An 18,231-nucleotide genomic window follows, 5' to 3' on the forward strand; every position below is an offset into this window, starting at 1 on the left:
GCCCCATGACGGCGCTCCCCGGCTCCGGCCGGTATTCGGTCTACACGGGACGCGTGACGAACTGGCCGCTGGTGGTGATCTTCGGCGTGGTCATGATGGTGCCGCTGCTGGCCTTGGCCGCCATGTCGCGCGGCGGCTGGCTCCACTCGGGCAACCCCACGCTCGCCCTGCTGGCGGGGGCCGCCGCGGTGCTCTTCACCGGGCTGACCGGGTTGAGCGTCCGGACGACAGCGGGCCCCAACGGCGTCTCGGTCCACTGCGGCGCCTTCGGCTGGCCCCGCCGCACCTACCAGCTGGACGACATCGAGCGCGCCGAGGTGACCGAGCTGTCTTCGGTGTGGAACCTGATGCTCGGCCACTACTGGACTCCGCGCAACACCTACTTCACGGTCCGGACCGGCCCCGCCCTGCGACTGGTCACGCGCACCGGCCGGACCGTGACGATCACCGTTCCCGACCCCGCCGCGGTGATCGCGATCGTCCACGAGGCGAAGTCCGCCTGACACCGCGATCCGGGTGCCGGGCGCGCGCCAGGGCTATGGCCTCGGGGCGGGCGGATCCACCGGCCACAGCGGCCCGGACGGCAGGCGCGGCCAGGGCGGGTCCACGGTGGCCCGCGCCGCCGGGTCGCGGGCGCCGGCCCACCAGCCCGCCGCGACGATCAGCGGCAGGCAGACCGCGGCGAGGATCAGGCCGAGGCCGGTGGCCGCGTCGTGGTCCTGCGGGTGCCCCACCGTCCAGCCCAGCAGAGGTCCGGCGTACGCCAGCCCGGTCAGGACGGCGGCCGCGACGACGGCGGTCATGCGCGGCCGGTGCAGGAGCGGTTGCCCCAGTGCGAGGCCGGCGCCGATGCCGACCAGGCACAGCACGGTCACCAGCCAAGGGCCCGTCGCCATCCCGGAGTCCGAGGTGAAGAACGCCACCGCGCCGAGGACCGGGAGGCTCAGCACGACGAGCAGGACGAGGGGAACCACGGCGGTGAACCCGCGGCCGAGCCTGCTGCGCACCCGGCCGGCGGCCACCGTCATGCCGATCAGCAGCGCGAGCACGGTGAACAGCCCGGCGTTCATGACGCCGTCCCCGATCACCCGGCCGAACGCGATGAGCGGCGCCGGCCGGATGTCCAGCCCGGTTTCGGGGAGCACGACCGGGAACTGGCGCCAGGCACCGTCGGCGCCGCGGACCAGCATCCCCTCCACCCCGTTGGCCACGAGCACCTCGTGTCCACCCGGGACGGTCCGGACGGCCACCTCGGCACTGCCCACTTTGGACAGATTGACCACCTCGGCCGGGAACGGGTGCTGGCGCAGGACGAACTCCCACCGGGCGGCGGGCAGCTCCCAGGCGGTGTGCCAGGTCCGGCCGCCGTCAGTCGTCTCGTCGACGCCGGGCTGCCGGCCACCACTCGGCAGCCTCCCCTGGTTGTCGAGGTCGGCGGTGCCGCGCACCCGGTAGCAGTGTGCGGCCACGTCGGGCACGCAGGCTTCGGCCTGCCGCTTGGGCGGCGGCGCCGAGGAGTCCGACGGCGACGGCACCGGCGACACGAACTTCCAGCCGTCGACGCCCGAGGACGAGGCGTAGACCCCGTCGGCCGCCTCGATCACCACCTGCGACCCGGCGGTCTTCACCGATTCGACCGCCTGGGTCGTGTCCATGGGCGCCGACGTCGCGGTGATCGCCAGTACCGCGAACGGCGCCACGACCACCACCCGCACCCGGAACGCCAGGCCGGCCGGTAGTGGCGGCGCGGCCGTCACCCGGCGCCAGGCCCACCAGGAGAGGCCCAGTGCGGGCAGCGCGACCAGGTCGGCCGGATCGGCCAGGACCACCGAAGGCCCGTTGACCACCGACCACGCCGCCGAAGCGACCCCGGCGCCGACGGTGATCAGCTTGACCAGCGCGAACCCGGCGCCGGTCACCAGCACCGAGGCCGCGGCCCCGGCCCGAGCGGCGAAGAACAGGCCGAGCAGCAGCCCGAGCAGCGGCGGTGCCGCCACCAGCCCGGCCACGTCGCTGAGCTTGCCGGTGACGAGCCCCGGCCACGCCGGTTTGAGCACGTGGTCGTTGAGCAGCAGCACCGCGGTGGCGCCGACGCTCAGCGGATGCGCCAGCCAGCGCAAGAAGACCCCAGTTCGCATTCCGTACAGCCTGCGGTGCGGTGATCACGACCACGACACGGCTCGGCCCCGGATCGAACCCGGGTACGCGCCGGTTCGGCCGACGACCTCGAGCTACCCCAGCTGGTCCCGGCGGCGCGTCAGGTACGCGACCTCGGCGGTGTTGCCCGCCAGCTCGATGGCTTTGCCGTACGCCGCGCGGGCTTCCTCGTCGCGGCGCAGGCGCCGCAGCAGGTCGGCGCGGGTCACGTGGTAGGCGTGGTAGCCGGCCAGCTGGTCCCCGAGCCGGTCGACCGCCGCCAGCGCCACCTCCGGGCCGTCGAGTTCCGCGACCGCGATCGCCCGGTTGAGGGCGACGACCGGCGAGGCGTCGACGCGGACGAGCTGGTCGTAGAGGGCGACGACCTGCGACCAGTCGGTGTCGCGGATGTCGCGCGCGGACGTGTGCACGGCGTTGATCGCCGCGAGGATCTGGTAGCGGCCCGGCGCCACTCCGGCGGCGAGACGCTCGCGCACCAGCCCGTGCCCCTCGGCGATCAGCGCCGCGTCCCAGGTCGCGCGGTCCTGCTCGTCGAGCGCGACCAGCTCGCCCGCCGACACCCGGGCGGGACGGCGGGCCTCGGTGAGCAGCATCAGCGCGAGCAGCCCGGTCACCTCGCCGTCGTCCGGGAGGAGGGCGTGGAGCAGGCGGGTGAGCCGGATCGCCTCGGCGGTCAGGTCGTGCCGGATCGGGTCGGTGCCGGGGCCGGTCGCCAGGTAACCCTCGTTGAAGACGAGGAACAGGACCGTGAGCACGCTGGACACGCGGGCGGGGAGGTCCTCGGCGGACGGCACGCGGTACGGGATGCGCGCCGCCTTGATCTTGGCTTTCGCGCGGGTGATCCGCTGCTCCAAGGTGGTCTCGCGGACCAGCAGGGCGCGGGCGATCTCGGGCACGGTCAGGCCGCCGACCATCCGCAGGGTCAGCGCGACGCGGGCGGGCGTCGCCAGCGCCGGGTGACAGCACGTGAAGATCAGCCGCAGCCGGTCGTCGTCGATGGCACCGGAAGGCTCCGGCGGGGTGTCGTCCTGCACCATCCAGGCTTCGCGGTGCTTGTCGTCGCGCTTGCTCTCCCGCCGGAGCCGGTCGATGGCCTTGCGGTTCGCGGTGGTGGTCAGCCAGGCACCGGGGTTCGGGGGCACGCCGTCGGCCGGCCACCGCTCGACGGCGGTCGCGAACGCCTCGGCGGCCGCGTCCTCGGCGAGGCCGAGGTCGCCGAAACGCCTGGTCAGGGCGGCCACCACCCGGGCCCACTCCGCGCGGTGCACCCGGGTCACCGCCTCCTCGACGTCACTCACCGGATCGGCCGGACTTCGATCTTCCGGTCGCAGACCTTCGACGCCTCGGCGGCGAGCTCGAGCGCCACGTCCGGATCGGCGACGTCCCACACCCAGAAACCGGCGAGGTACTCCTTCGACTCCACGAACGGCCCGTCGGTGAGCACCACCTGCTCGCCCCGGTTGTCGACGACCGTGGCGGCGTCGGTGTCCGCGAGCCCGCCCGCGAAGACCCAGTAGCCGTCGGCGACCAGCCGGTCGTTGAACTCGCTGATGGCCGGCTGGCGGTCCGTGCGGCCGGGGTTCTCCTTGTCGTCGATGACGGAGACCAGATACTGCATACAACATCCTCTCCGGGAGTGGCCTACGCTGAGTCCGGTCAGGACACACGCGGAGGAACACCATGCCCTACACCGTGGACTTCGACACCGTATCGACGACCGGACTGGAGTCGTCGCCGGTGGCGGATGCGCTGGCCGGGTTGCGGGCGAACGAGGCCCGCTACTTCAAGAACAAGTACGACCACGTCTTCACGGTCGAGCCCGCCGACGCGGCGCGGCCGATCATCGACCGCGTGCACCGCATCCTCGAGGAGGAACGCGGCATCGTCATCGCCTCGCGCCCGCTCGAGGCGACCGAGTTCCAGGTCGAGAACATCCGGTGGTCGTACGTCTTCTACGAAAACGGCCTGTCGATCAACGTCCTGTACACCGTGGACGAGGGCGGGAAGCGGGCGGTCGGGTTCAAGCTCTCCGACGGGATGGAGGTGCCCGCGGAACTGGCCTCCTTCAAGTTCGCCCGCCAGAAGTCGAAGCTGGCCGGCACCATCCGCGGCTCCTACTTCGTCATCAAGAACGAGTACTGACCGTTCACCCCGCGAGGGCTTCGGTGATCTGGCGGGTCGTCTGCGCCGCGACCCGCGGGTCGACGGCCGCGTACGCCAGGTAGGCGGTCAAGCCGGTCGCCAGCGCCCAGCCGCGGCCGCGGGTCCAGGTGGCCTCGTCGACGCCGAGCGCCGTGCGGAAGGTGGCTCGCGTGCCGGCCGACATGAGGGTGAAGGCGATCATCAGGTCACAGGCCGGGTCGCCGGGCCCGAGCTCACCGAAATCGATGACCGCGCTGGGGCGCCCGCCCGCCGTCAGCAGGTTGCCCGTGTGGAAGTCGCCGTGGCACCAGACCGGTGGACCGGCCCACGCGGGTGCCGCGAGGGCGGCGTCCCACAGTCCGGTCAGTGCCGATGGGTCGAACGCGTCGCCGACTTCCTCGATGGCGGCCCGGGTCGCCGCGTCCCGGATGGCGAGCGGGCGGACGGCGAGGTCCGCGGCTTCGCCGTCGAACCGATGCAGCGCGGTCAGGAACCCGGCCAGCTCGACGGCGGCCTCGTGCGAGCCCGACAGCGCTTCGACCGTGGCCACCTCGCCGTCCAGCCAGCGCGACACCGCCCACGGCCACGGGTAGCCGAAGTCCGGCTCGCCCACCGCCACCGGGACGGGGACGGCCAGCGGCAGCTGCGGCGCCAGCCGCGGCAGCCACTCGGCTTCCTTCGCCGCCTGGCCGATCGCGCCGGCGTGGCGCGGCAGCCGGACCGACAGCTCGTCGCCCAGCCGGTGGATCACGTGGTCCGAGCCGGCCGGGGCGTACCGGGTCAGCGGCCGCCCGGCCCACTGCGGGAACTGCGTGCCGACCAGCCGCCGCACCAGCGCGGTGTCGATGGCCGGGGCCGTCTCGACGGTCAAGGGAGCTCCTCCGGGGAAGCCGTCACCAGGTCCGGGGACCTGGTGACGGCTTGCGGACTAGGTGCGGTACCGGAACAGGATCCGGCCGCGGTTCAGGTCGTACGGGCTCAGCTCCACCAGGACCCGGTCGAACGGCAGGATCTTGATGAAGTTCTTCCGGATCTTCCCGCTGATGTGCGCGAGCACCTTGTGCCCGTTCTCCAGCTCGACCCGGAACGTCGCGTTCCGCAGGCACTCGACGACGGTGCCCTCGACTTCGATCCCGGCGGTGTCGGCCATCAGCGCAGCACCAGCTCGAGGTTGCTGCCCACGCGGCGGGCTCCGGCACCTTCGAACAACGCGATCGCTGCCGGGTTCGTTTCGTTCACTTCGGCGGAAGCCGCCGGGATTCCCTTGTCGTGCAACGCGTTCAGCACGTACGTCAGCAACGCGCGGCCGATTCCGCGCCGCCGCCGATCCGCACGGACCGCGATCAGCCCTATCCGCGGCTGCCGCGGCACCGCCGCCAGCCGGACCAGGCCCACGTAGTCACCCGCGGACTCCGCCACCACGTACTTGGTGACGTCCGGGACGGCCGGGCGGGGCAGGATCTCCGCCGGCATCTCCTCCCAGCCCACCTCCGCTTCGATTTCGGCGCGGATCACGTCTTCGGCCGAGTTCAGCAATCCCGCGTCGGCCGACGGCCCGATCGTCACCCCCGCGGGCGCGGAGGCCTGGCCCGGTGCCGTGGGGAGCAAGTACTCCCACTCACGGCGCCGCGTCGTGAAACCGGCCGATTCCCAGCGGGACCGGAGTTCGGTATCGGCTTCGTCGACCACGGTGTGCAGCGGCCTCGGCAGCGCGGGCAGCATGTCGGCCGCGAGTAGCGCGAAATCCGCGTCGTCCCACGTGTCGATGCTGAGGAAGAGGCGTCCGTCCGGCCGCCGGGACACTTCGCCGCGGCCGGCCACGTCCGGCCGTTCGTGCAGATGGTTCATGGTGTCGCCTTTCGGGAGTACCGGTTCCAGGTGCTCCCGGCGACAGCTAGGCCGGCCCGCCCGTGACGACGAGGGGGAGCACCCACAACGTTGCAGCGTTCACGGGTCTCACCTCCTCGGGCCGGGTCACGGACGGCGAAAAGCTATCAGACCGCCGCGCACCGCGCCCACTCCTTTTCCCGAAGCCGGCCGGGCAGACCGATCAGGAATCGAGAAGCGCCGGTCAGCGGCCCGGACCTAGCGTTACCGGCATGACGAACATCGAAACCATCACCCTCGAAGTCGCCGACACCGCCGCCGCCGAGCGCTTCTACGCCGAGGCCTTCGGGCTCACCACCCAGCTGCGGTTCCGGGTCGCGGACGCGCCGAGCGACGGCTTCCGCGGGTACACCCTCTCCCTCACCGTGCCGCAGCCCGCCGACGTCGACTCCCTCATCGAGACCGCGCTCGCGGCCGGGGCCACGACGATCAAGCCGGCCACCAAGTCCATGTGGGGCTACGGCGGCACCGTCCGGGCGCCGGACGGGGCGATCTGGAAGCTCGCGACCTCGGCCAAGAAGAACACCGGCCCGGCCACCCGCAAGATCGACGCCATCGTGCTCCTGCTCGGCGCCGCCGACGTGGCCGCCAGCAAGAAGTTCTACGTCGGCCAGGGCCTGACCGTCGGCAAGAGCTTCGGCAAGATGTACGTCGAGTTCGACGCCGGCGAGAGCCCCGTCAAGCTGGCGCTGTACCGGCGCAAGGCGCTCGCCAAGGACGCCGGTGTCGCCCCCGAGGGCAGCGGCTCGCACCGGATCGCGGTCGGCGCGGCCGCGGCGTTCACCGACCCGGACGGCTTCGCCTGGGAGACCACGGCTTCCGCGAGCCTGTCCTGATCAGTGCCCGCCGCGCAGCAGGTCGGCGACGGCGGCCCGGTGGCTGCCTGCGCGGCGTGATCGGCGTCCGTGCCGGAGACTGGGTCCCGTGCCCGAACTCCCCGAAGTGGAACTCGCCCGGCAAGTCCTCACCGGTGCCCTCGGCCGGAAGATCCGGTCGGTGGACGACCACGACGACTGGGTCTGCCGCCCGCACGCACCCGGGGACATCGCCACGGCGTTGACCGGCGGGCGGCTGGTGGAAGCGCATCGTCGGGGCAAGACCCTGTGGTGCGAAACGGAAGGCGGCGACGGGCAGCCGGGCCCGAACCTCGGCCTGCACCTCGGGATGGCCGGGCAGCTGCGGTTCGGCGGAGCGAGCGGACCGCCCGGCCCGCGGCGCTTTCACGGCCGTGTGGAGAAGCCCGAGTGGTTCCGGTTCGGGATCACTTTCGCCGACGGCGAACAGCTGCAGCTGTTCGACACGCGGCGGCTCAGCCGGGTGCGGCTGGACCCCGATCTCGACGCGCTCGGCCCGGACGCCGGGGAGATCTCGCGCCGCGACTTCGCTGCGCGCGTCGGCCGCGGGCGGGCGCCGCTGAAGGCGCGGCTGCTGGATCAGTCGGTGGTGGCCGGGATCGGCAACCTGCTGGCCGACGAAACCCTCTGGCAGGCGGCGTTGTCCCCGGCCCGGCCGGTGAACGAGCTGGGCGCGGACGACCTCGCGGACCTGCACAAGGCCCTGCGGAAGGCGTTGCGCGCGGCGATCCGCCACGGCGGCGTGCACACCGGCGAGATCATCGGCCACCGCCGGGCGGGCGACCACTGCCCGCGCTGCGGCGCGGAGATGAGCCACGGCACGGTCGGCGGCCGGTCGACCTGGTGGTGCTCGAAGGAGCAGGGCTAGCGCGCGGACCGTGGCGGGAGGGCATCCTCGCGGGCGTTTTTGTCGGTGGTTGCCGGTACCGTCGCGGACATGGCAACCCTGGTCACTTTCCACGCCCACCCGGACGACGAATGCCTCCGCACCGCGGGCGTCATGCGCAAAGCCGTCGAAGAGGGGCACCGGGTCGTGCTCGTCGTCGCCACCAAGGGCGAGGTCGGCGAGGTCCCCGACGGGTTCCTCGCCGAGGGCGAGAAGCTGGAAGACCGGCGCGTCCAGGAGTCGTACGCGGCCGCGGAGATCCTCGGCGTCGAGCGCGTCGAGTTCCTCGGCTACCGCGATTCGGGGATGATGGGCGAGCCGACGAACGACGACCCCGCGTGCTTCTGGCGCGCCGACGTCGAAAAGGCGGCCGCGCAGCTCGCGGCGATCCTGCGCGAGGAGTCGGCCGACGTCCTGACGGTGTACGACGACAACGGCGACTACGGCCACCCGGACCACATCCAAGTCCACCGCGTCGGCCTCCGCGCGGCCGAGCTGGCCGGCACGAAACGCGTCTTCCAGGCGACGTTCAACCGCGAGTTCATGCAGCGCGGCTTCGAGGCGGCGGTGGCCGACGGGGTGATCCCGCCGGAGGCCGCGCCGAAGCCACCGGAGAACGTGGAGTTCGGCAAGCCGGAGGCGGAGATCACCGCGGCGGTCGACGTGTCGAAGTACGCGGCGGTCAAGCGGGCGGCGATGCGCGCCCACCCGAGCCAGATCAGCGAGGACATGTTCATGCTGGCCATGCCGGACGACGCGTTCACGTTCGCCTTCGGCACCGAGTGGTTCATCCGCTGGGGCGAAGGCCCGGGAATCACCGAAACGGACCTCATGGCCGGCCTCTGACGGGCCGGGGCCGGGGCCGGGGGCCGGGGGCCGGGGGCCGGGGGCCGGGGGCCGGGGGCCGGGGGCCGGGGGCCGGGGAGCAGGCTAAGTGGTGGCAGGCGGCGATATCAACCGGCGCGAGCAAGCGGGTTGGGCCGTGTCGCCCCTCCAATCACGAATGATGCCCCTCCAGTCACGCGAGATGCCCCTCCAGTCACGCGAGATCGCCCGCTGATCACGCGAGTCCCGGCCCCGATCACGCGAACCGACTCGCCAGGTACGCCAGCCGACCCTCCAGGTACGCAAACCGACCCTCCAGGCACGCAAGCCGACCGCCCGGGTACGGGTCAGGTGAGCGCCGCCGTCACGTCCAGTTCCACCAGCTGGCCGGGGAAGCCCAGCTGGGCGACACCCAGCAGCGTGCTCGCCGAGCTGAACGCCTCGGCGATCGGCGACTCCGTCAGGCGGGTCCAGACCGACGACAGCACCGAGCGGTCCTCCGTCACCACGTAAATCACCGTCCGGACCACGTCGGCCGGGCTCGCTCCCGCGAACTCCAACGCCGTTGCCGTGTTGGCGACGACCTGGTCGGTCTGGGCCAGGACGTCGCCCTCCGCGAGTGCGCCGTCCGGGGTGAGGGGGCACTGGCCCGCCAAGTACACCGTCCGGGACGCCGAGGTCACCGTCACGTGGTGGTAGCCGGGCGGTGTGTGCAAGCCGGGTGGGTTCTGCCGTTCAATGGTCACGTCCCATCTTCACCGGCTCGGCAAGCGGAAATCCCCCAGGAGGGCTCGTGCGCAGGACCATCGACTGGGCTGACGGCGCCGTCGTCATCATCGACCAGACCGCCCTCCCCGGCGAATACCGGCTGCTCGAGCTGAGGACCGTCGGGGAGCTCGTCGACGCCGTCAAGCGGCTCGCCGTCCGGGGCGCTCCCGCGCTCGGGGCCGCCGGGGCGCTCGGGGTGGCGCTGTCCGCCCACCTGAAGGGCGATGTCCCGAAAGACGCCGAACTCCTCGCGCACGCGCGGCCCACCGCCGTCAACCTCACCTGGGGCGTCGAGCGCGCGCTCGGGAAACTCGGCCAGGGGGAAGACGCCGTCCTCGCCGAAGCGCTGGCCCTGCTCGACGAGGACGAACGGCTCAACGAGACCGCCTCGAAGCACGCCGCCGAGATCGTGCTCGCCGAGTGCCCGCGACGCCCTCTCAAACTCCTCACCCACTGCAACGCCGGGCGCCTGGCGACCGTCGGCTGGGGCAGCGCCCTCGGCGTCGTCTGGCACCTGCACGAACGCGGGCTCGTCGAAGAAGTCCTGGTCGACGAGACGCGCCCGCTGCTCCAAGGCGCCCGGCTGACGGCGTGGGAGCTCGCCCAAGCGAACGTCCCCTACCGCGTCCAGCCCGACTCGGCCGCCGCGGCCGCCATGGCGCGCGGGATGGTCGACTGCGTGCTCGTCGGCGCCGACCGGATCGCCGCGAACGGCGACGTCGCCAACAAGATCGGCACCTACGGCCTCGCCATCGCCGCACACCACCACCGGGTGCCGTTCGTCGTGGTCGCCCCGTCATCCACAGTGGACAGCAAGCTCGCGGACGGCTCGGGCATCACCATCGAGGAACGCGACGCCGCCGAGCTGACCGAACACACCCCGGAGGGCGCGCAGGTCTTCAACCCCGCGTTCGACGTCACCCCGTTCGACCTGATCACGGCCGTGGTCACCGAGCACGGCCGCTTCGAGCCCTAGGGACGCGGGCCGATCTCGCGGCCGCCGTCGGTCACCGTGATCGCCATGGCCGGGCAGGAGTCCGCCGCGTCGAGCACCGTCTCGTCGGGCTCGACCGACGGGGTCACCGGGTGGGCCACCGCGCCGTCGAGGGTGAACACCTCCGGCATCAGGGCCGCGCACATCCCCGACCCGATGCAGGTGTGTTCGTCGACCTTCACGTCCCAGCTCATCATCACCATCCGATCGGCATCGACCGCGGTCCGCGGACGAGCATCTGCGTCTTCCACACGATATCGCCGGCGAGGTGCAACCCCGGCATTTCGGTGACCAACGCGCGCAGCGCCTCCTGCAGCTCGAGCCGCGCCAGCGGCGCGCCGAGGCAGTGGTGGACGCCGTGGCCGAAGCCCAGGTGCTGGTTCTCCTCGCGGTCGAACCGCAGCTTGTCCGCGTCACCGAACCGGAGGCCGTCGCGGTTGGCCGCGCCGATGGCCACGAGCACCGGTTCACCCGCCCGGACGAGCACGCCGCCGACCTCGACGTCTTCGGTGGCGTAGCGGGCGAATCCCGCGCCGGCGCCGAGCGGCACGAACCGCAGCAGTTCCTCGACCGCGGCCGGGATCAGGTCGGGGTCGGCGCACAGCCGCTCCCACTGCTCGTGCTGGTCCAGCAGCGCGTAGACGAAGTTCGGGATCTGGCTCGCGGTGGTCTCGTGCCCGGCGACGAGGATGCCGACGCACAGGTCGACCAGCTCCAGCTCGGTCAGCCGGTCGCGGACGTCGCGGGCCTCGATCAGCGCCGTCATCAGGTCGTCGGCCGGCCGCTCGCGGTGCTCGGCGATCAGGCCGCGCATGTAGTCGCGCAGCTCTTCGCGGTTGCGCTCGAACTCCTCGGGCGTCAGCCCGCTCGTGGACAGCGCCGCGTCGCTCCACACGCGGAACTTCGGCCGGTCGGCGACCGGGACGCCGAGCAGCTCGCAGATCACCGCGACCGGGATCGGCAACGCGTAGGCGTCGACCAGGTCGGCGGGCGCCCCGGCCGCCTTCATGTCCGCGATCAGCTCGGAGGCCAGCGACGCGACGCGCGGCCGGAGCAGCTCGACGCGGCGCATGGTGAACGCCTTGGCGACCAGGGTCCGCAGCCGCGTGTGGTCCGGCGGGTCCATCTGCAGGATCCCGCCATCGCGCACCACCGGCGAGCGCCGCGGGGCGTCCTTTTCCTTCTCCATCGCCCGCGAGAACCGGCGATCGCCCAGCACCAGCCGGGCGTCGGCGTACCGGGTGGCCAGCCAGGCCGGCTCCCCGTAGGTCATCTTCACCCGGACCATGCCCTCGGCGTCCCGCGCGGCCGCGTACGCCTCGTTCAGGTCGAGCCCGGCCTCCTCGTTGAAGGGGTACGCGAGCGGTTCGGTGTGGGTGGTGGTCATGCGGAACCCCCGAAGAGTTTGTAAGCAGCTGCTTACAACGCTACACAGTTTCTTCCCACCTGTCACGATCCGCCATTGCCCCGTCACCGAATCCTAGGTTACGGTGACCTAGGTGTGGATCGAAATCCTCCTGCTGTCGAAACTCGCCGTCGAGCCGATGCACGGGTACGAACTGCGCAAGGCGGTGGAGGCTTCGACCGGCCACACCCTGTCGAACAACTCGCTCTACCCGACCCTGCGGCGCTTCGTCGACGCCGGTGCGGTGAGCCGCAGCGCCGAGGAGCAGGAGGCCAAACCGCCGCGGCACGTCTACACGATCACCGAAGTCGGGCGGGAACTGCTGCACGATCTGCTCGCGGACTTCCCGGCCGAGCTCGCGCTCAACGAGCCGGAGTTCCTGGCCCGCGTGGGGAACTTCGCCTGGCTGCGCCCGGACGAACGAACACGCGTGCTCGAAGTCCGCCGGAAAGCGCTCACCGCCGAGCGGGAACGGCTCACCGGGCTCGCCGCCGGGCAGGCCGATCCGTGGAGCCGCGCCGCGTTGCAGCACGTGCTCGGGAAGTTCGACGCCGAACTCCGCTGGCTCGCCGAACTCACCACCGATCCGAGGGAAGACGCATGACCACCACCGAAGAGACGCCTCGCCTCCCCTTCGCCCGCGCGGACGCGCTCGCCATCGCCCCGGACTACGCGGTCCTCCGCCGGCAGGCGCCGATCAGCCGCGTGCTCACCCCGGCCGGCGACCCGGCCTGGCTGGTGACCTCCTACGAAGAGGCCAAGGAAGTCTTCCGCGACAAGCGCTTCGGCCGCTCGCACCCGGCGCCGGAACAGGCGTCGCGGATCTCCTACGCCGCCGTCCAGGACGGCCCGAGCGGCGACTTCGAGAACGAGGAGCGCGAGCACAAGCGGATGCGCCGGATGCTGGCGCCCGCCTTCTCCGCGCCTCGCATGCGCGCCCTCGGCGACCGCATCGCCGAACTGACCGACCGCTGCCTCGACGACATGGAAGCGGCCCGCGAAAATGGGCCCGTCGACCTGACCGACTTCCTCGCCTTCCCGCTGCCGGTGCTGGTGATCTGCGAACTCCTCGGGGTGCCGTACGCCGACCGGGAGCACTTCCGCGGGCTGTCCGAGCGGATCGCGGTGATGAACGGCGGCGAAGACGCCCAGGCCGCCATGGCGGAATTCATGGCGTACATGACGAAGCTGGCCGACGCCAAGCGCGCGGACCCGCAGCCCGACGTCATCTCCGACCTGGTCGCCTTCCAGGCCGAAGACCCGACCTTCACCGGCGAGGACCTCGCGCGGATGGGTGCCGGCCTGTTGTTCGCCGGCCACGAGACGACGTCGACGCGCATCGCGATGGGCACGCTGTTCCTGCTCGCCGACACCGCCCGCCGCGACCGCTTCGCCGCCGACCCCGATGGCCAGGTGAACCAGACCGTCGAGGAGATCCTGCGGCTGACCGCGACCAGCGGCACCGGCCTGCTCCGGTACGCCCACGAAGACGTCGAGATCGCCGGGACGCGGATCATGCGCGGCGACGCCGTGCTCATCTCCAGCGACGCGGCCAACCGGGACGCGTCGGTGTTCGCCGACCCGGACGGGTTCGATCCGGACCGGACGCCGAACGTGCACCTCGCCTTCGGCACCGGCGCCCACGTCTGCATCGGCGCCAACCTCGCCCGCACCGAGCTGCGGACGGTGTTCCCGAAGCTGTTCCGCCGCTTCCCCGGCCTGCGCCTGGCCGTCGGGATCGACGAGATTCCGGTGCGCACCAACCGCGTCGCCGGTGGGGTCGAGCGCGTCCCCGTGGAGTGGTGAACCGATGAAGATCACCGTCGACACGGGCAGCTGCGTCTCGTCCGGCCAGTGTGTCCTGCTCGCGCCGGAGACGTTCGACCAGAACGAAGACGACGGCACGGTCGTCCTCCTCACCGAAGAGCCGTCGTCCGGCGAGGAAGACGCGGTCCGGCAGGCCGAGCTGAGCTGCCCGGCCGCCGCGATCCGTCTCTCCGGCACCTGAGGGTCCGTCGCGCCCGCGTCCGGTTTGCCGGTTAACCTGCTTCGATGACGGAACAGGCCGGCCGCAGGCGGGACGCGGCCGCGACGCGGCAGGCGTTGCTCGACGCCGGCGCGAAACTGTTCGCCGAGCGGGGGTTCGACCGGACGACCGTCCGGGACATCGCCGACCTGGCCGGGGCCAACCAGGCGCTGCTCTTCCGCTACTTCGGCAGCAAGGAAGCGCTGTTCGAAGAGGTCATCGCCCGCAGCGGACGCGAGCACCTGGAAACCCACCCGCCGGAGCGGCTGCTCAGCGCGTCGCTGCGCAGCATGCTCGAGCCGGGCGGCGACCGGAACCGGACGCTGGAGACCTACCTGCGCTCGTCCGGCAGCGGCGAGGTCGGGGCGGTGCTGCGCCAGGAGATCGGCGACGAGTACGCCCGGATCCTGGCCACCCTGACCGACGCCCCGGACGCCGAACTGCGCGCCGACCTCGCGCTGGCCTGGCTGATGGGCATCGGGGTCGTGCGCGAGCTCACCGGCAAGCAGCCGCTGGCCGGCGCCGACCCCGACGACATCGTCCGGCTCGTCCTCACCGCCGTCCGGACGCTGCTCGAGCGCGCCGAATGATCAGGGGAGCGCGCGGCGCAGCAGTTCCGCCAGGTGCACCGGCGTCCGGCCGGACTCCTGGGCGATCTGCGTCCGGCAGCTGAAGCCGTCCGACACCACGACCGTCTCCGGGGCGGCCGCGCGGATCGCGGGCAGCATCCGGTCCTCCGCCACCGCCTTCGAGACGTCGTAGTGGCCGCGCTCGAAGCCGAAGTTGCCCGCCAGGCCGCAGCACCCCGAGTCCAGTGTCGTGTTCCGGACGCCCGCGGCCTTCAGCGCGGACTCGTCGGCGCCGAAGCCGAGAACAGCGTGCTGGTGGCAGTGCACCTGTGTGATCGCGTCGACGTCGAGGGCCGCGAACGGGATCGGCGCCCGCTCCAGCAGTTCGGCGAAGGTGAACGTCCGGGAAGCCAGCAGCGCGGCACGCTCGTCGCCCGGCATGAGCGCGGGCAGGTCGCCGCGGAACAGCGCCGTGCAGCTCGGTTCCAGACCGGCCACCTCGTAACCGTCTTCGAGATACGGCGCCAGCACGGACAGCGTCCGGTCCAAAACCCGCCGGGCGACGCCGAGCTGGCCCGTCGACACCCACGTCAGTCCACAACAGACTCCGCGGTCCGGCAGCACGACGTCGTACCCGGCCGCGGTGAGCACCTCGTGGGCGGCGTCCAGCACCGACGGCGTCAGGTAGTTGTTGAACGAGTCCGGCCACAGCACCACCCGGCGCTCCCCTGTCGCCCGCCGCCGGAGATCCGCGCGCGCCGACGTGAAGGGGGAAGCGGCGAACGAAGGCAACGCGCGTTCCGGCGCGATCCCGCCGAGCCGTTTCACCAAGCCCGCCAACCGGGACCGCCCGACGGCGTTGGCCAGCCGCGGAGCACGAGCGCTGAGCCGCAGCCACAACGGCAGCCAGCCCATCGAGTAGTGCGACGCCGGACGCAGCCGCCGCCGGTAGTGCTGGTGCAGGAACTCGGCCTTGTACGTGGCCATGTCGACATCCACGGGGCAGTCCGAGAGACATCCCTTGCAGGACAGGCACAAATCGAGCGCGTCGTGCACTTCGGACGAACGCCAGCCGTCCTTGATGACTTCGCCGTTGAGCATTTCGGCGAGCAGGTGCGCGCGCCCGCGGGTCGAGTGCTGTTCCTCCCGGGTGGCCCGGTAGCTCGGGCACATCACGCCGCCGCCGCTGGTGTTGCGGCACTTCCCGACGCCGACGCAGCGCCGCATCGCCTGGCCAAAATTCCCCCGGTCCTCCGGGTAGCCAAGGAAAATACTGTCCTCGAAGGACGAAGACGTCGACCGCACCCGCAAGTCGGCGTCGATCGCCCGCGGCGCCACCAGGATGCCCGGGTTCATCCGCCCGGCCGGGTCGAAGATCGCCTTGAACCGCGCGAAGACGTCCAGCATCTCGGGGCTGTACATGCGGGACAGCAGCTCGGAGCGGGCCTGGCCGTCGCCGTGCTCGCCGGACAGCGAACCGCCGTGGGCCGCGACGAGGTCCGCGGCCTCCTCCAGGAACCGCCGGAAGTCCGCGACCCCGCCCGAAGACAGCAGGTCGAAGTCCAGCCGCAGGTGCAGGCAGCCTTCGCCGTAGTGGCCGTAGACGACGCTGCGGCGCCCGTGCGCGCGCATCAGCTCCTTGAACTCGCGCAGGTACGCGCCGAGCCGCTCGGGCGGGACGGCGGCGTCCTCCCAGCCGGGCCACGCCTCCGAGCCGTCCGCGAGCCGCGTCGCGAGCCCGGCGCCTTCCTCACGGATGCGCCACAGCCCGCGTTGCGCGGCCGGGTCGTCGACGATCGCGAAGCCCGTCAGGTCGAGCGAAGCGGCCAGCGAACGGGCCCGGGAAGCCGGGTCGTCCCCGGCCAGCTCGACGAACAGCCACGCCCCGCCCGGCGGGAGGTCGCCGGCGCGGCCGGGAAGCATCGCGACCAGCTCGGCGTCCACACCTTCGACGGTCAGCGGCGACCACGGCAGGATCGACGGCACCGCGTCGGCCGCCGCGATGTCGGACGGAAAGCCGAGGACGGCCAGCACCCGCTCGCGGGGCAGCTCGGCGAGCGAAACCGTCGCTTCGAGGATGGTCACGCAGGTGCCTTCGGAACCGACCAGGGCCTTGGCGACGTCGAAGCCGTTCTCCGGCAGCAGGTGTTCGAGCCCGTAGCCGGACACGCGACGCGGCCACGTCGAGAGCTCCTTGCGCAGCAACGCCAGGTTGTCGCGCACCAGCGCGCGCAGCTCGTCGAAGATCCGCCCTTCGGTGGGCTCGTCCGGGCCGACCCGCAGCCGCGTGCCGTCGTAGAGCAGGACTTCCAGGGAGCGGACGACGTCGACCGTGCGCCCCCACGCCACCGAGTGCGAACCGCACGCGTTGTTGCCGATCATGCCGCCGAGCGTGCAGCGGCTGTGCGTCGACGGGTCGGGGCCGAACCGCAGGCCGTGCGGGGCCGCGACCGCCTGCAGGTCGTCGAGCACCGTGCCGGGCAGCACCCGCGCGAGCCGCGCCGACGGGTCCAGCGAGAGCACCCCGCCGAGGTGGCGCGAGGTGTCGATCACCAGGCCGGGGCCGCACGCGTTCCCGGCGACGCTGGTGCCGCCGCCCCGCGCGATCACCGGCAGGTCACGGTCGCGGGCGGCCGCGACCGCCGCGACGACGTCGTCGAGCGTCCGCGGCAGCACCACCCCCCGGGGCACGTGGCGGTAGTTGGACGCGTCGGTGGTGTACAGCGCGAGCGTGGCGGCGTCGGTGAGGATCTCCACACCCCCATTCAAGTCGACCGGACCACCGCGTGCCGAACCCGTGCGACGATCCGCGGCATGACGATCGACCTGCACGCGCACAGCACGGCCTCCGACGGGACGACGCCGCCCGCGGACCTGCCGCGGCTGGCCACCGAGGCGGGGCTGACGGTGCTCGCACTGACCGACCACGACACCTTCGCGGGTCTGGCCGCGGCTTCCGCGGCCGCCACCGAGGTCGAGCTCGTCCCGGGCGTCGAGATCTCGTGCCGGCTCGACGACGCCGAGGTGCACCTGCTGGGCCTGTTCGTCGACCCCGGGCACGAGCCGCTGGCCGCCGAGCTGGAGCTGATCCGCACCGACCGGGAGCGCCGCGCGGTGCGGATGGTCGAGCGCTGCCGCGAGCTGGGCGCCCCGATCACCCTCGCGCAGGTGCGCGCGATCGCGGCGGGCGCGCCGCTCGGCCGCCCGCACATCGCCGCGGCGTTGGCCGCCGCGGGCATCACCGACGCCTTCACCACGGACTGGATCGCCGACGGCGGCCGCGCGGACGTGCCCAAGCACGTCCTGGCCGCGGTGGACGCGATCGCGCTGGTCCGCGCGGCCGGGGGTGTGGCGGTGCTGGCCCACCCGCGCTCGGTCAAGCGGCGGGCTTCGGTCACCGACGCGCAGCTGGCCGCGCTCGCCGCCGCGGGACTCACCGGGATCGAAGTGGACCACCCGGAACAGCCCCCGGAGGTCCGCGACCGCCTCCGCGAGGTGGCCGCGGACCTGGGATTGCTCGGAACCGGCTCCAGCGACTTCCACGGCGACCGCAAGCCGGTCCGCCTCGGCGAATGCACGACCTCGCCGGAGGTGTTCGCCGCGCTCCGCTCCCGCCGGTCGTGAGTGGTGAGGCGGGTTCTAACCCGCTGTTGAGTCTCAGGACATCGCCGACAGTTGATGTCTCAGGACATCGCGGACACTGACCGGCCTGTCAGCG

The 18,231-nt window shown here is 72.3% G+C and carries 21 protein-coding genes; 11 read left to right on the forward strand and 10 right to left on the reverse strand.

The window, feature by feature from the left end; all coding sequences use genetic code 11:
* The first annotated feature begins 5 nt into the window (after positions 1 to 5).
* Positions 6 to 503 (forward strand): hypothetical protein, encoded by a 498-nt coding sequence (locus IE317_RS24610; RefSeq protein ID WP_191313700.1) that lies wholly within the window; start codon positions 6 to 8, stop codon positions 501 to 503.
* A gap of 33 nt (positions 504 to 536) precedes the next feature.
* Here the strand turns inward: IE317_RS24610 and IE317_RS24615 are convergent, their stop codons facing one another.
* The 3 genes from IE317_RS24615 to IE317_RS24625 form a co-directional block, all read right to left on the reverse strand.
* Positions 537 to 2,138, reverse strand: coding sequence for a hypothetical protein (locus tag IE317_RS24615; protein ID WP_191313701.1), 1,602 nt, complete (start codon positions 2,136 to 2,138; stop codon positions 537 to 539).
* Between the two features lie 93 nt (positions 2,139 to 2,231).
* A complete protein-coding gene (locus IE317_RS24620) occupies positions 2,232 to 3,455 on the reverse strand; it encodes an RNA polymerase sigma factor (RefSeq protein ID WP_191313702.1) in 1,224 nt (407 codons plus the stop codon).
* Positions 3,452 to 3,775: a YciI family protein gene (locus IE317_RS24625; protein ID WP_191313703.1), complete on the reverse strand. Its 324-nt coding sequence runs from the start codon at positions 3,773 to 3,775 to the stop codon at positions 3,452 to 3,454. The genes IE317_RS24620 and IE317_RS24625 overlap by 4 nt, the downstream gene beginning before the upstream one ends.
* A 62-nt stretch (positions 3,776 to 3,837) precedes the next feature.
* Between IE317_RS24625 and IE317_RS24630 the strand changes: the two genes are divergently transcribed.
* Positions 3,838 to 4,299, forward strand: coding sequence for a phage tail protein (locus tag IE317_RS24630; RefSeq protein ID WP_191313704.1), 462 nt, complete (start codon positions 3,838 to 3,840; stop codon positions 4,297 to 4,299).
* Positions 4,300 to 4,303: 4 nt separating this feature from the next.
* Here IE317_RS24630 and IE317_RS24635 read toward each other — a convergent pair whose 3' ends face one another.
* Genes IE317_RS24635 through IE317_RS24645 form a run of 3 tightly spaced genes read right to left on the reverse strand, consistent with a single transcriptional unit; the run spans position 4,304 to position 6,147 of the window.
* Positions 4,304 to 5,170, reverse strand: coding sequence for an aminoglycoside phosphotransferase family protein (locus tag IE317_RS24635; RefSeq protein ID WP_191313705.1), 867 nt, complete (start codon positions 5,168 to 5,170; stop codon positions 4,304 to 4,306).
* Between the two features lie 57 nt (positions 5,171 to 5,227).
* Positions 5,228 to 5,449 carry a translation initiation factor IF-1 gene (gene infA, locus IE317_RS24640; RefSeq protein ID WP_191313706.1) on the reverse strand — a complete coding sequence of 74 codons (222 nt, stop codon included), beginning with the start codon at positions 5,447 to 5,449 and terminating at the stop codon, positions 5,228 to 5,230.
* Entirely contained in the window at positions 5,449 to 6,147 is a 699-nt protein-coding gene (locus IE317_RS24645; RefSeq protein ID WP_191313707.1) for a GNAT family N-acetyltransferase, read from the reverse strand. Before IE317_RS24645 ends, infA begins: the two co-directional genes overlap by 1 nt.
* 251 nt (positions 6,148 to 6,398) lie before the next feature.
* Here IE317_RS24645 and IE317_RS24650 point away from each other — a divergent pair, with 251 nt between their 5' ends.
* From IE317_RS24650 to IE317_RS24660, 3 genes are all read left to right on the forward strand, one after another.
* Positions 6,399 to 7,022: a glyoxalase gene (locus IE317_RS24650; protein ID WP_191313708.1), complete on the forward strand. Its 624-nt coding sequence runs from the start codon at positions 6,399 to 6,401 to the stop codon at positions 7,020 to 7,022.
* 88 nt (positions 7,023 to 7,110) lie between these two features.
* Positions 7,111 to 7,908 (forward strand): Fpg/Nei family DNA glycosylase, encoded by a 798-nt coding sequence (locus IE317_RS24655; protein ID WP_191313709.1) that lies wholly within the window; start codon positions 7,111 to 7,113, stop codon positions 7,906 to 7,908.
* 69 nt (positions 7,909 to 7,977) lie between these two features.
* Complete coding sequence (locus IE317_RS24660) at positions 7,978 to 8,772, forward strand: PIG-L family deacetylase (protein ID WP_191313710.1); 795 nt, start codon at positions 7,978 to 7,980, stop codon at positions 8,770 to 8,772.
* Between the two features lie 326 nt (positions 8,773 to 9,098).
* On the opposite strand, the gene IE317_RS24665 is transcribed toward IE317_RS24660, so the two are convergent.
* Positions 9,099 to 9,497 (reverse strand): RidA family protein, encoded by a 399-nt coding sequence (locus tag IE317_RS24665; RefSeq protein WP_191313711.1) that lies wholly within the window; start codon positions 9,495 to 9,497, stop codon positions 9,099 to 9,101.
* A gap of 47 nt (positions 9,498 to 9,544) precedes the next feature.
* Between IE317_RS24665 and mtnA the strand changes: the two genes are divergently transcribed.
* Entirely contained in the window at positions 9,545 to 10,495 is a 951-nt protein-coding gene (gene mtnA, locus IE317_RS24670) for an S-methyl-5-thioribose-1-phosphate isomerase (protein ID WP_191313712.1), read from the forward strand.
* Here the strand turns inward: mtnA and IE317_RS24675 are convergent.
* Both IE317_RS24675 and IE317_RS24680 read right to left on the reverse strand, forming a co-directional pair.
* Complete coding sequence (locus tag IE317_RS24675; RefSeq protein ID WP_191313713.1) at positions 10,492 to 10,707, reverse strand: ferredoxin; 216 nt, start codon at positions 10,705 to 10,707, stop codon at positions 10,492 to 10,494. The genes mtnA and IE317_RS24675 overlap by 4 nt on opposite strands.
* 2 nt (positions 10,708 to 10,709) lie before the next feature.
* Positions 10,710 to 11,900 carry a cytochrome P450 gene (locus IE317_RS24680; RefSeq protein ID WP_191313714.1) on the reverse strand — a complete coding sequence of 397 codons (1,191 nt, stop codon included), beginning with the start codon at positions 11,898 to 11,900 and terminating at the stop codon, positions 10,710 to 10,712.
* 112 nt (positions 11,901 to 12,012) lie between these two features.
* On the opposite strand from IE317_RS24680, the gene IE317_RS24685 reads away from it, so the two are divergent.
* From IE317_RS24685 to IE317_RS24700, 4 genes are read left to right on the forward strand one after another with little or no spacing between them, the layout of a single operon-like run.
* Complete coding sequence (locus IE317_RS24685) at positions 12,013 to 12,522, forward strand: PadR family transcriptional regulator (RefSeq protein WP_191313715.1); 510 nt, start codon at positions 12,013 to 12,015, stop codon at positions 12,520 to 12,522.
* Positions 12,519 to 13,724 (forward strand): cytochrome P450, encoded by a 1,206-nt coding sequence (locus tag IE317_RS24690; RefSeq protein WP_191313716.1) that lies wholly within the window; start codon positions 12,519 to 12,521, stop codon positions 13,722 to 13,724. The genes IE317_RS24685 and IE317_RS24690 overlap by 4 nt, the downstream gene beginning before the upstream one ends.
* A gap of 4 nt (positions 13,725 to 13,728) precedes the next feature.
* On the forward strand, positions 13,729 to 13,926 hold the full coding sequence (locus tag IE317_RS24695; RefSeq protein WP_191313717.1) for a ferredoxin: 198 nt from the start codon (positions 13,729 to 13,731) through the stop codon (positions 13,924 to 13,926).
* Between the two features lie 44 nt (positions 13,927 to 13,970).
* Entirely contained in the window at positions 13,971 to 14,534 is a 564-nt protein-coding gene (locus tag IE317_RS24700) for a TetR/AcrR family transcriptional regulator (protein WP_191313718.1), read from the forward strand.
* On the opposite strand, the gene IE317_RS24705 is transcribed toward IE317_RS24700, so the two are convergent.
* The gene (locus tag IE317_RS24705) at positions 14,535 to 17,270 is read right to left on the reverse strand and encodes an FAD-binding and (Fe-S)-binding domain-containing protein (RefSeq protein WP_191313719.1); all 2,736 of its coding nucleotides are present in this window, start codon (positions 17,268 to 17,270) and stop codon (positions 14,535 to 14,537) included.
* A 57-nt stretch (positions 17,271 to 17,327) separates the two neighbouring features.
* On the opposite strand from IE317_RS24705, the gene IE317_RS24710 reads away from it, so the two are divergent.
* Positions 17,328 to 18,137, forward strand: a complete 810-nt coding sequence (locus tag IE317_RS24710) for a PHP domain-containing protein (RefSeq protein WP_191313720.1) — start codon at positions 17,328 to 17,330, stop codon at positions 18,135 to 18,137.
* Positions 18,138 to 18,231 lie beyond the last annotated feature (94 nt).

The sequence above is a fragment of the Amycolatopsis bullii genome, assembly GCF_014654205.1.
GTDB lineage: Bacteria > Actinomycetota > Actinomycetes > Mycobacteriales > Pseudonocardiaceae > Amycolatopsis > Amycolatopsis plumensis.

Coding starts and splice junctions, on each gene's coding strand:
- IE317_RS24610 (WP_191313700.1), top strand. CDS start 6: ATGACGGCGCTCCCCGGCTCCGGCCGGTATTCGGTCTACACGGGACGC.
- IE317_RS24615 (WP_191313701.1), bottom strand. CDS start 2,138: ATGCGAACTGGGGTCTTCTTGCGCTGGCTGGCGCATCCGCTGAGCGTC.
- IE317_RS24625 (WP_191313703.1), bottom strand. CDS start 3,775: ATGCAGTATCTGGTCTCCGTCATCGACGACAAGGAGAACCCCGGCCGC.
- IE317_RS24630 (WP_191313704.1), top strand. CDS start 3,838: ATGCCCTACACCGTGGACTTCGACACCGTATCGACGACCGGACTGGAG.
- infA (WP_191313706.1), bottom strand. CDS start 5,449: ATGGCCGACACCGCCGGGATCGAAGTCGAGGGCACCGTCGTCGAGTGC.
- IE317_RS24645 (WP_191313707.1), bottom strand. CDS start 6,147: ATGAACCATCTGCACGAACGGCCGGACGTGGCCGGCCGCGGCGAAGTG.
- IE317_RS24650 (WP_191313708.1), top strand. CDS start 6,399: ATGACGAACATCGAAACCATCACCCTCGAAGTCGCCGACACCGCCGCC.
- IE317_RS24660 (WP_191313710.1), top strand. CDS start 7,978: ATGGCAACCCTGGTCACTTTCCACGCCCACCCGGACGACGAATGCCTC.
- IE317_RS24675 (WP_191313713.1), bottom strand. CDS start 10,707: ATGAGCTGGGACGTGAAGGTCGACGAACACACCTGCATCGGGTCGGGG.
- IE317_RS24680 (WP_191313714.1), bottom strand. CDS start 11,900: ATGACCACCACCCACACCGAACCGCTCGCGTACCCCTTCAACGAGGAG.
- IE317_RS24690 (WP_191313716.1), top strand. CDS start 12,519: ATGACCACCACCGAAGAGACGCCTCGCCTCCCCTTCGCCCGCGCGGAC.
- IE317_RS24695 (WP_191313717.1), top strand. CDS start 13,729: ATGAAGATCACCGTCGACACGGGCAGCTGCGTCTCGTCCGGCCAGTGT.
- IE317_RS24700 (WP_191313718.1), top strand. CDS start 13,971: ATGACGGAACAGGCCGGCCGCAGGCGGGACGCGGCCGCGACGCGGCAG.
- IE317_RS24710 (WP_191313720.1), top strand. CDS start 17,328: ATGACGATCGACCTGCACGCGCACAGCACGGCCTCCGACGGGACGACG.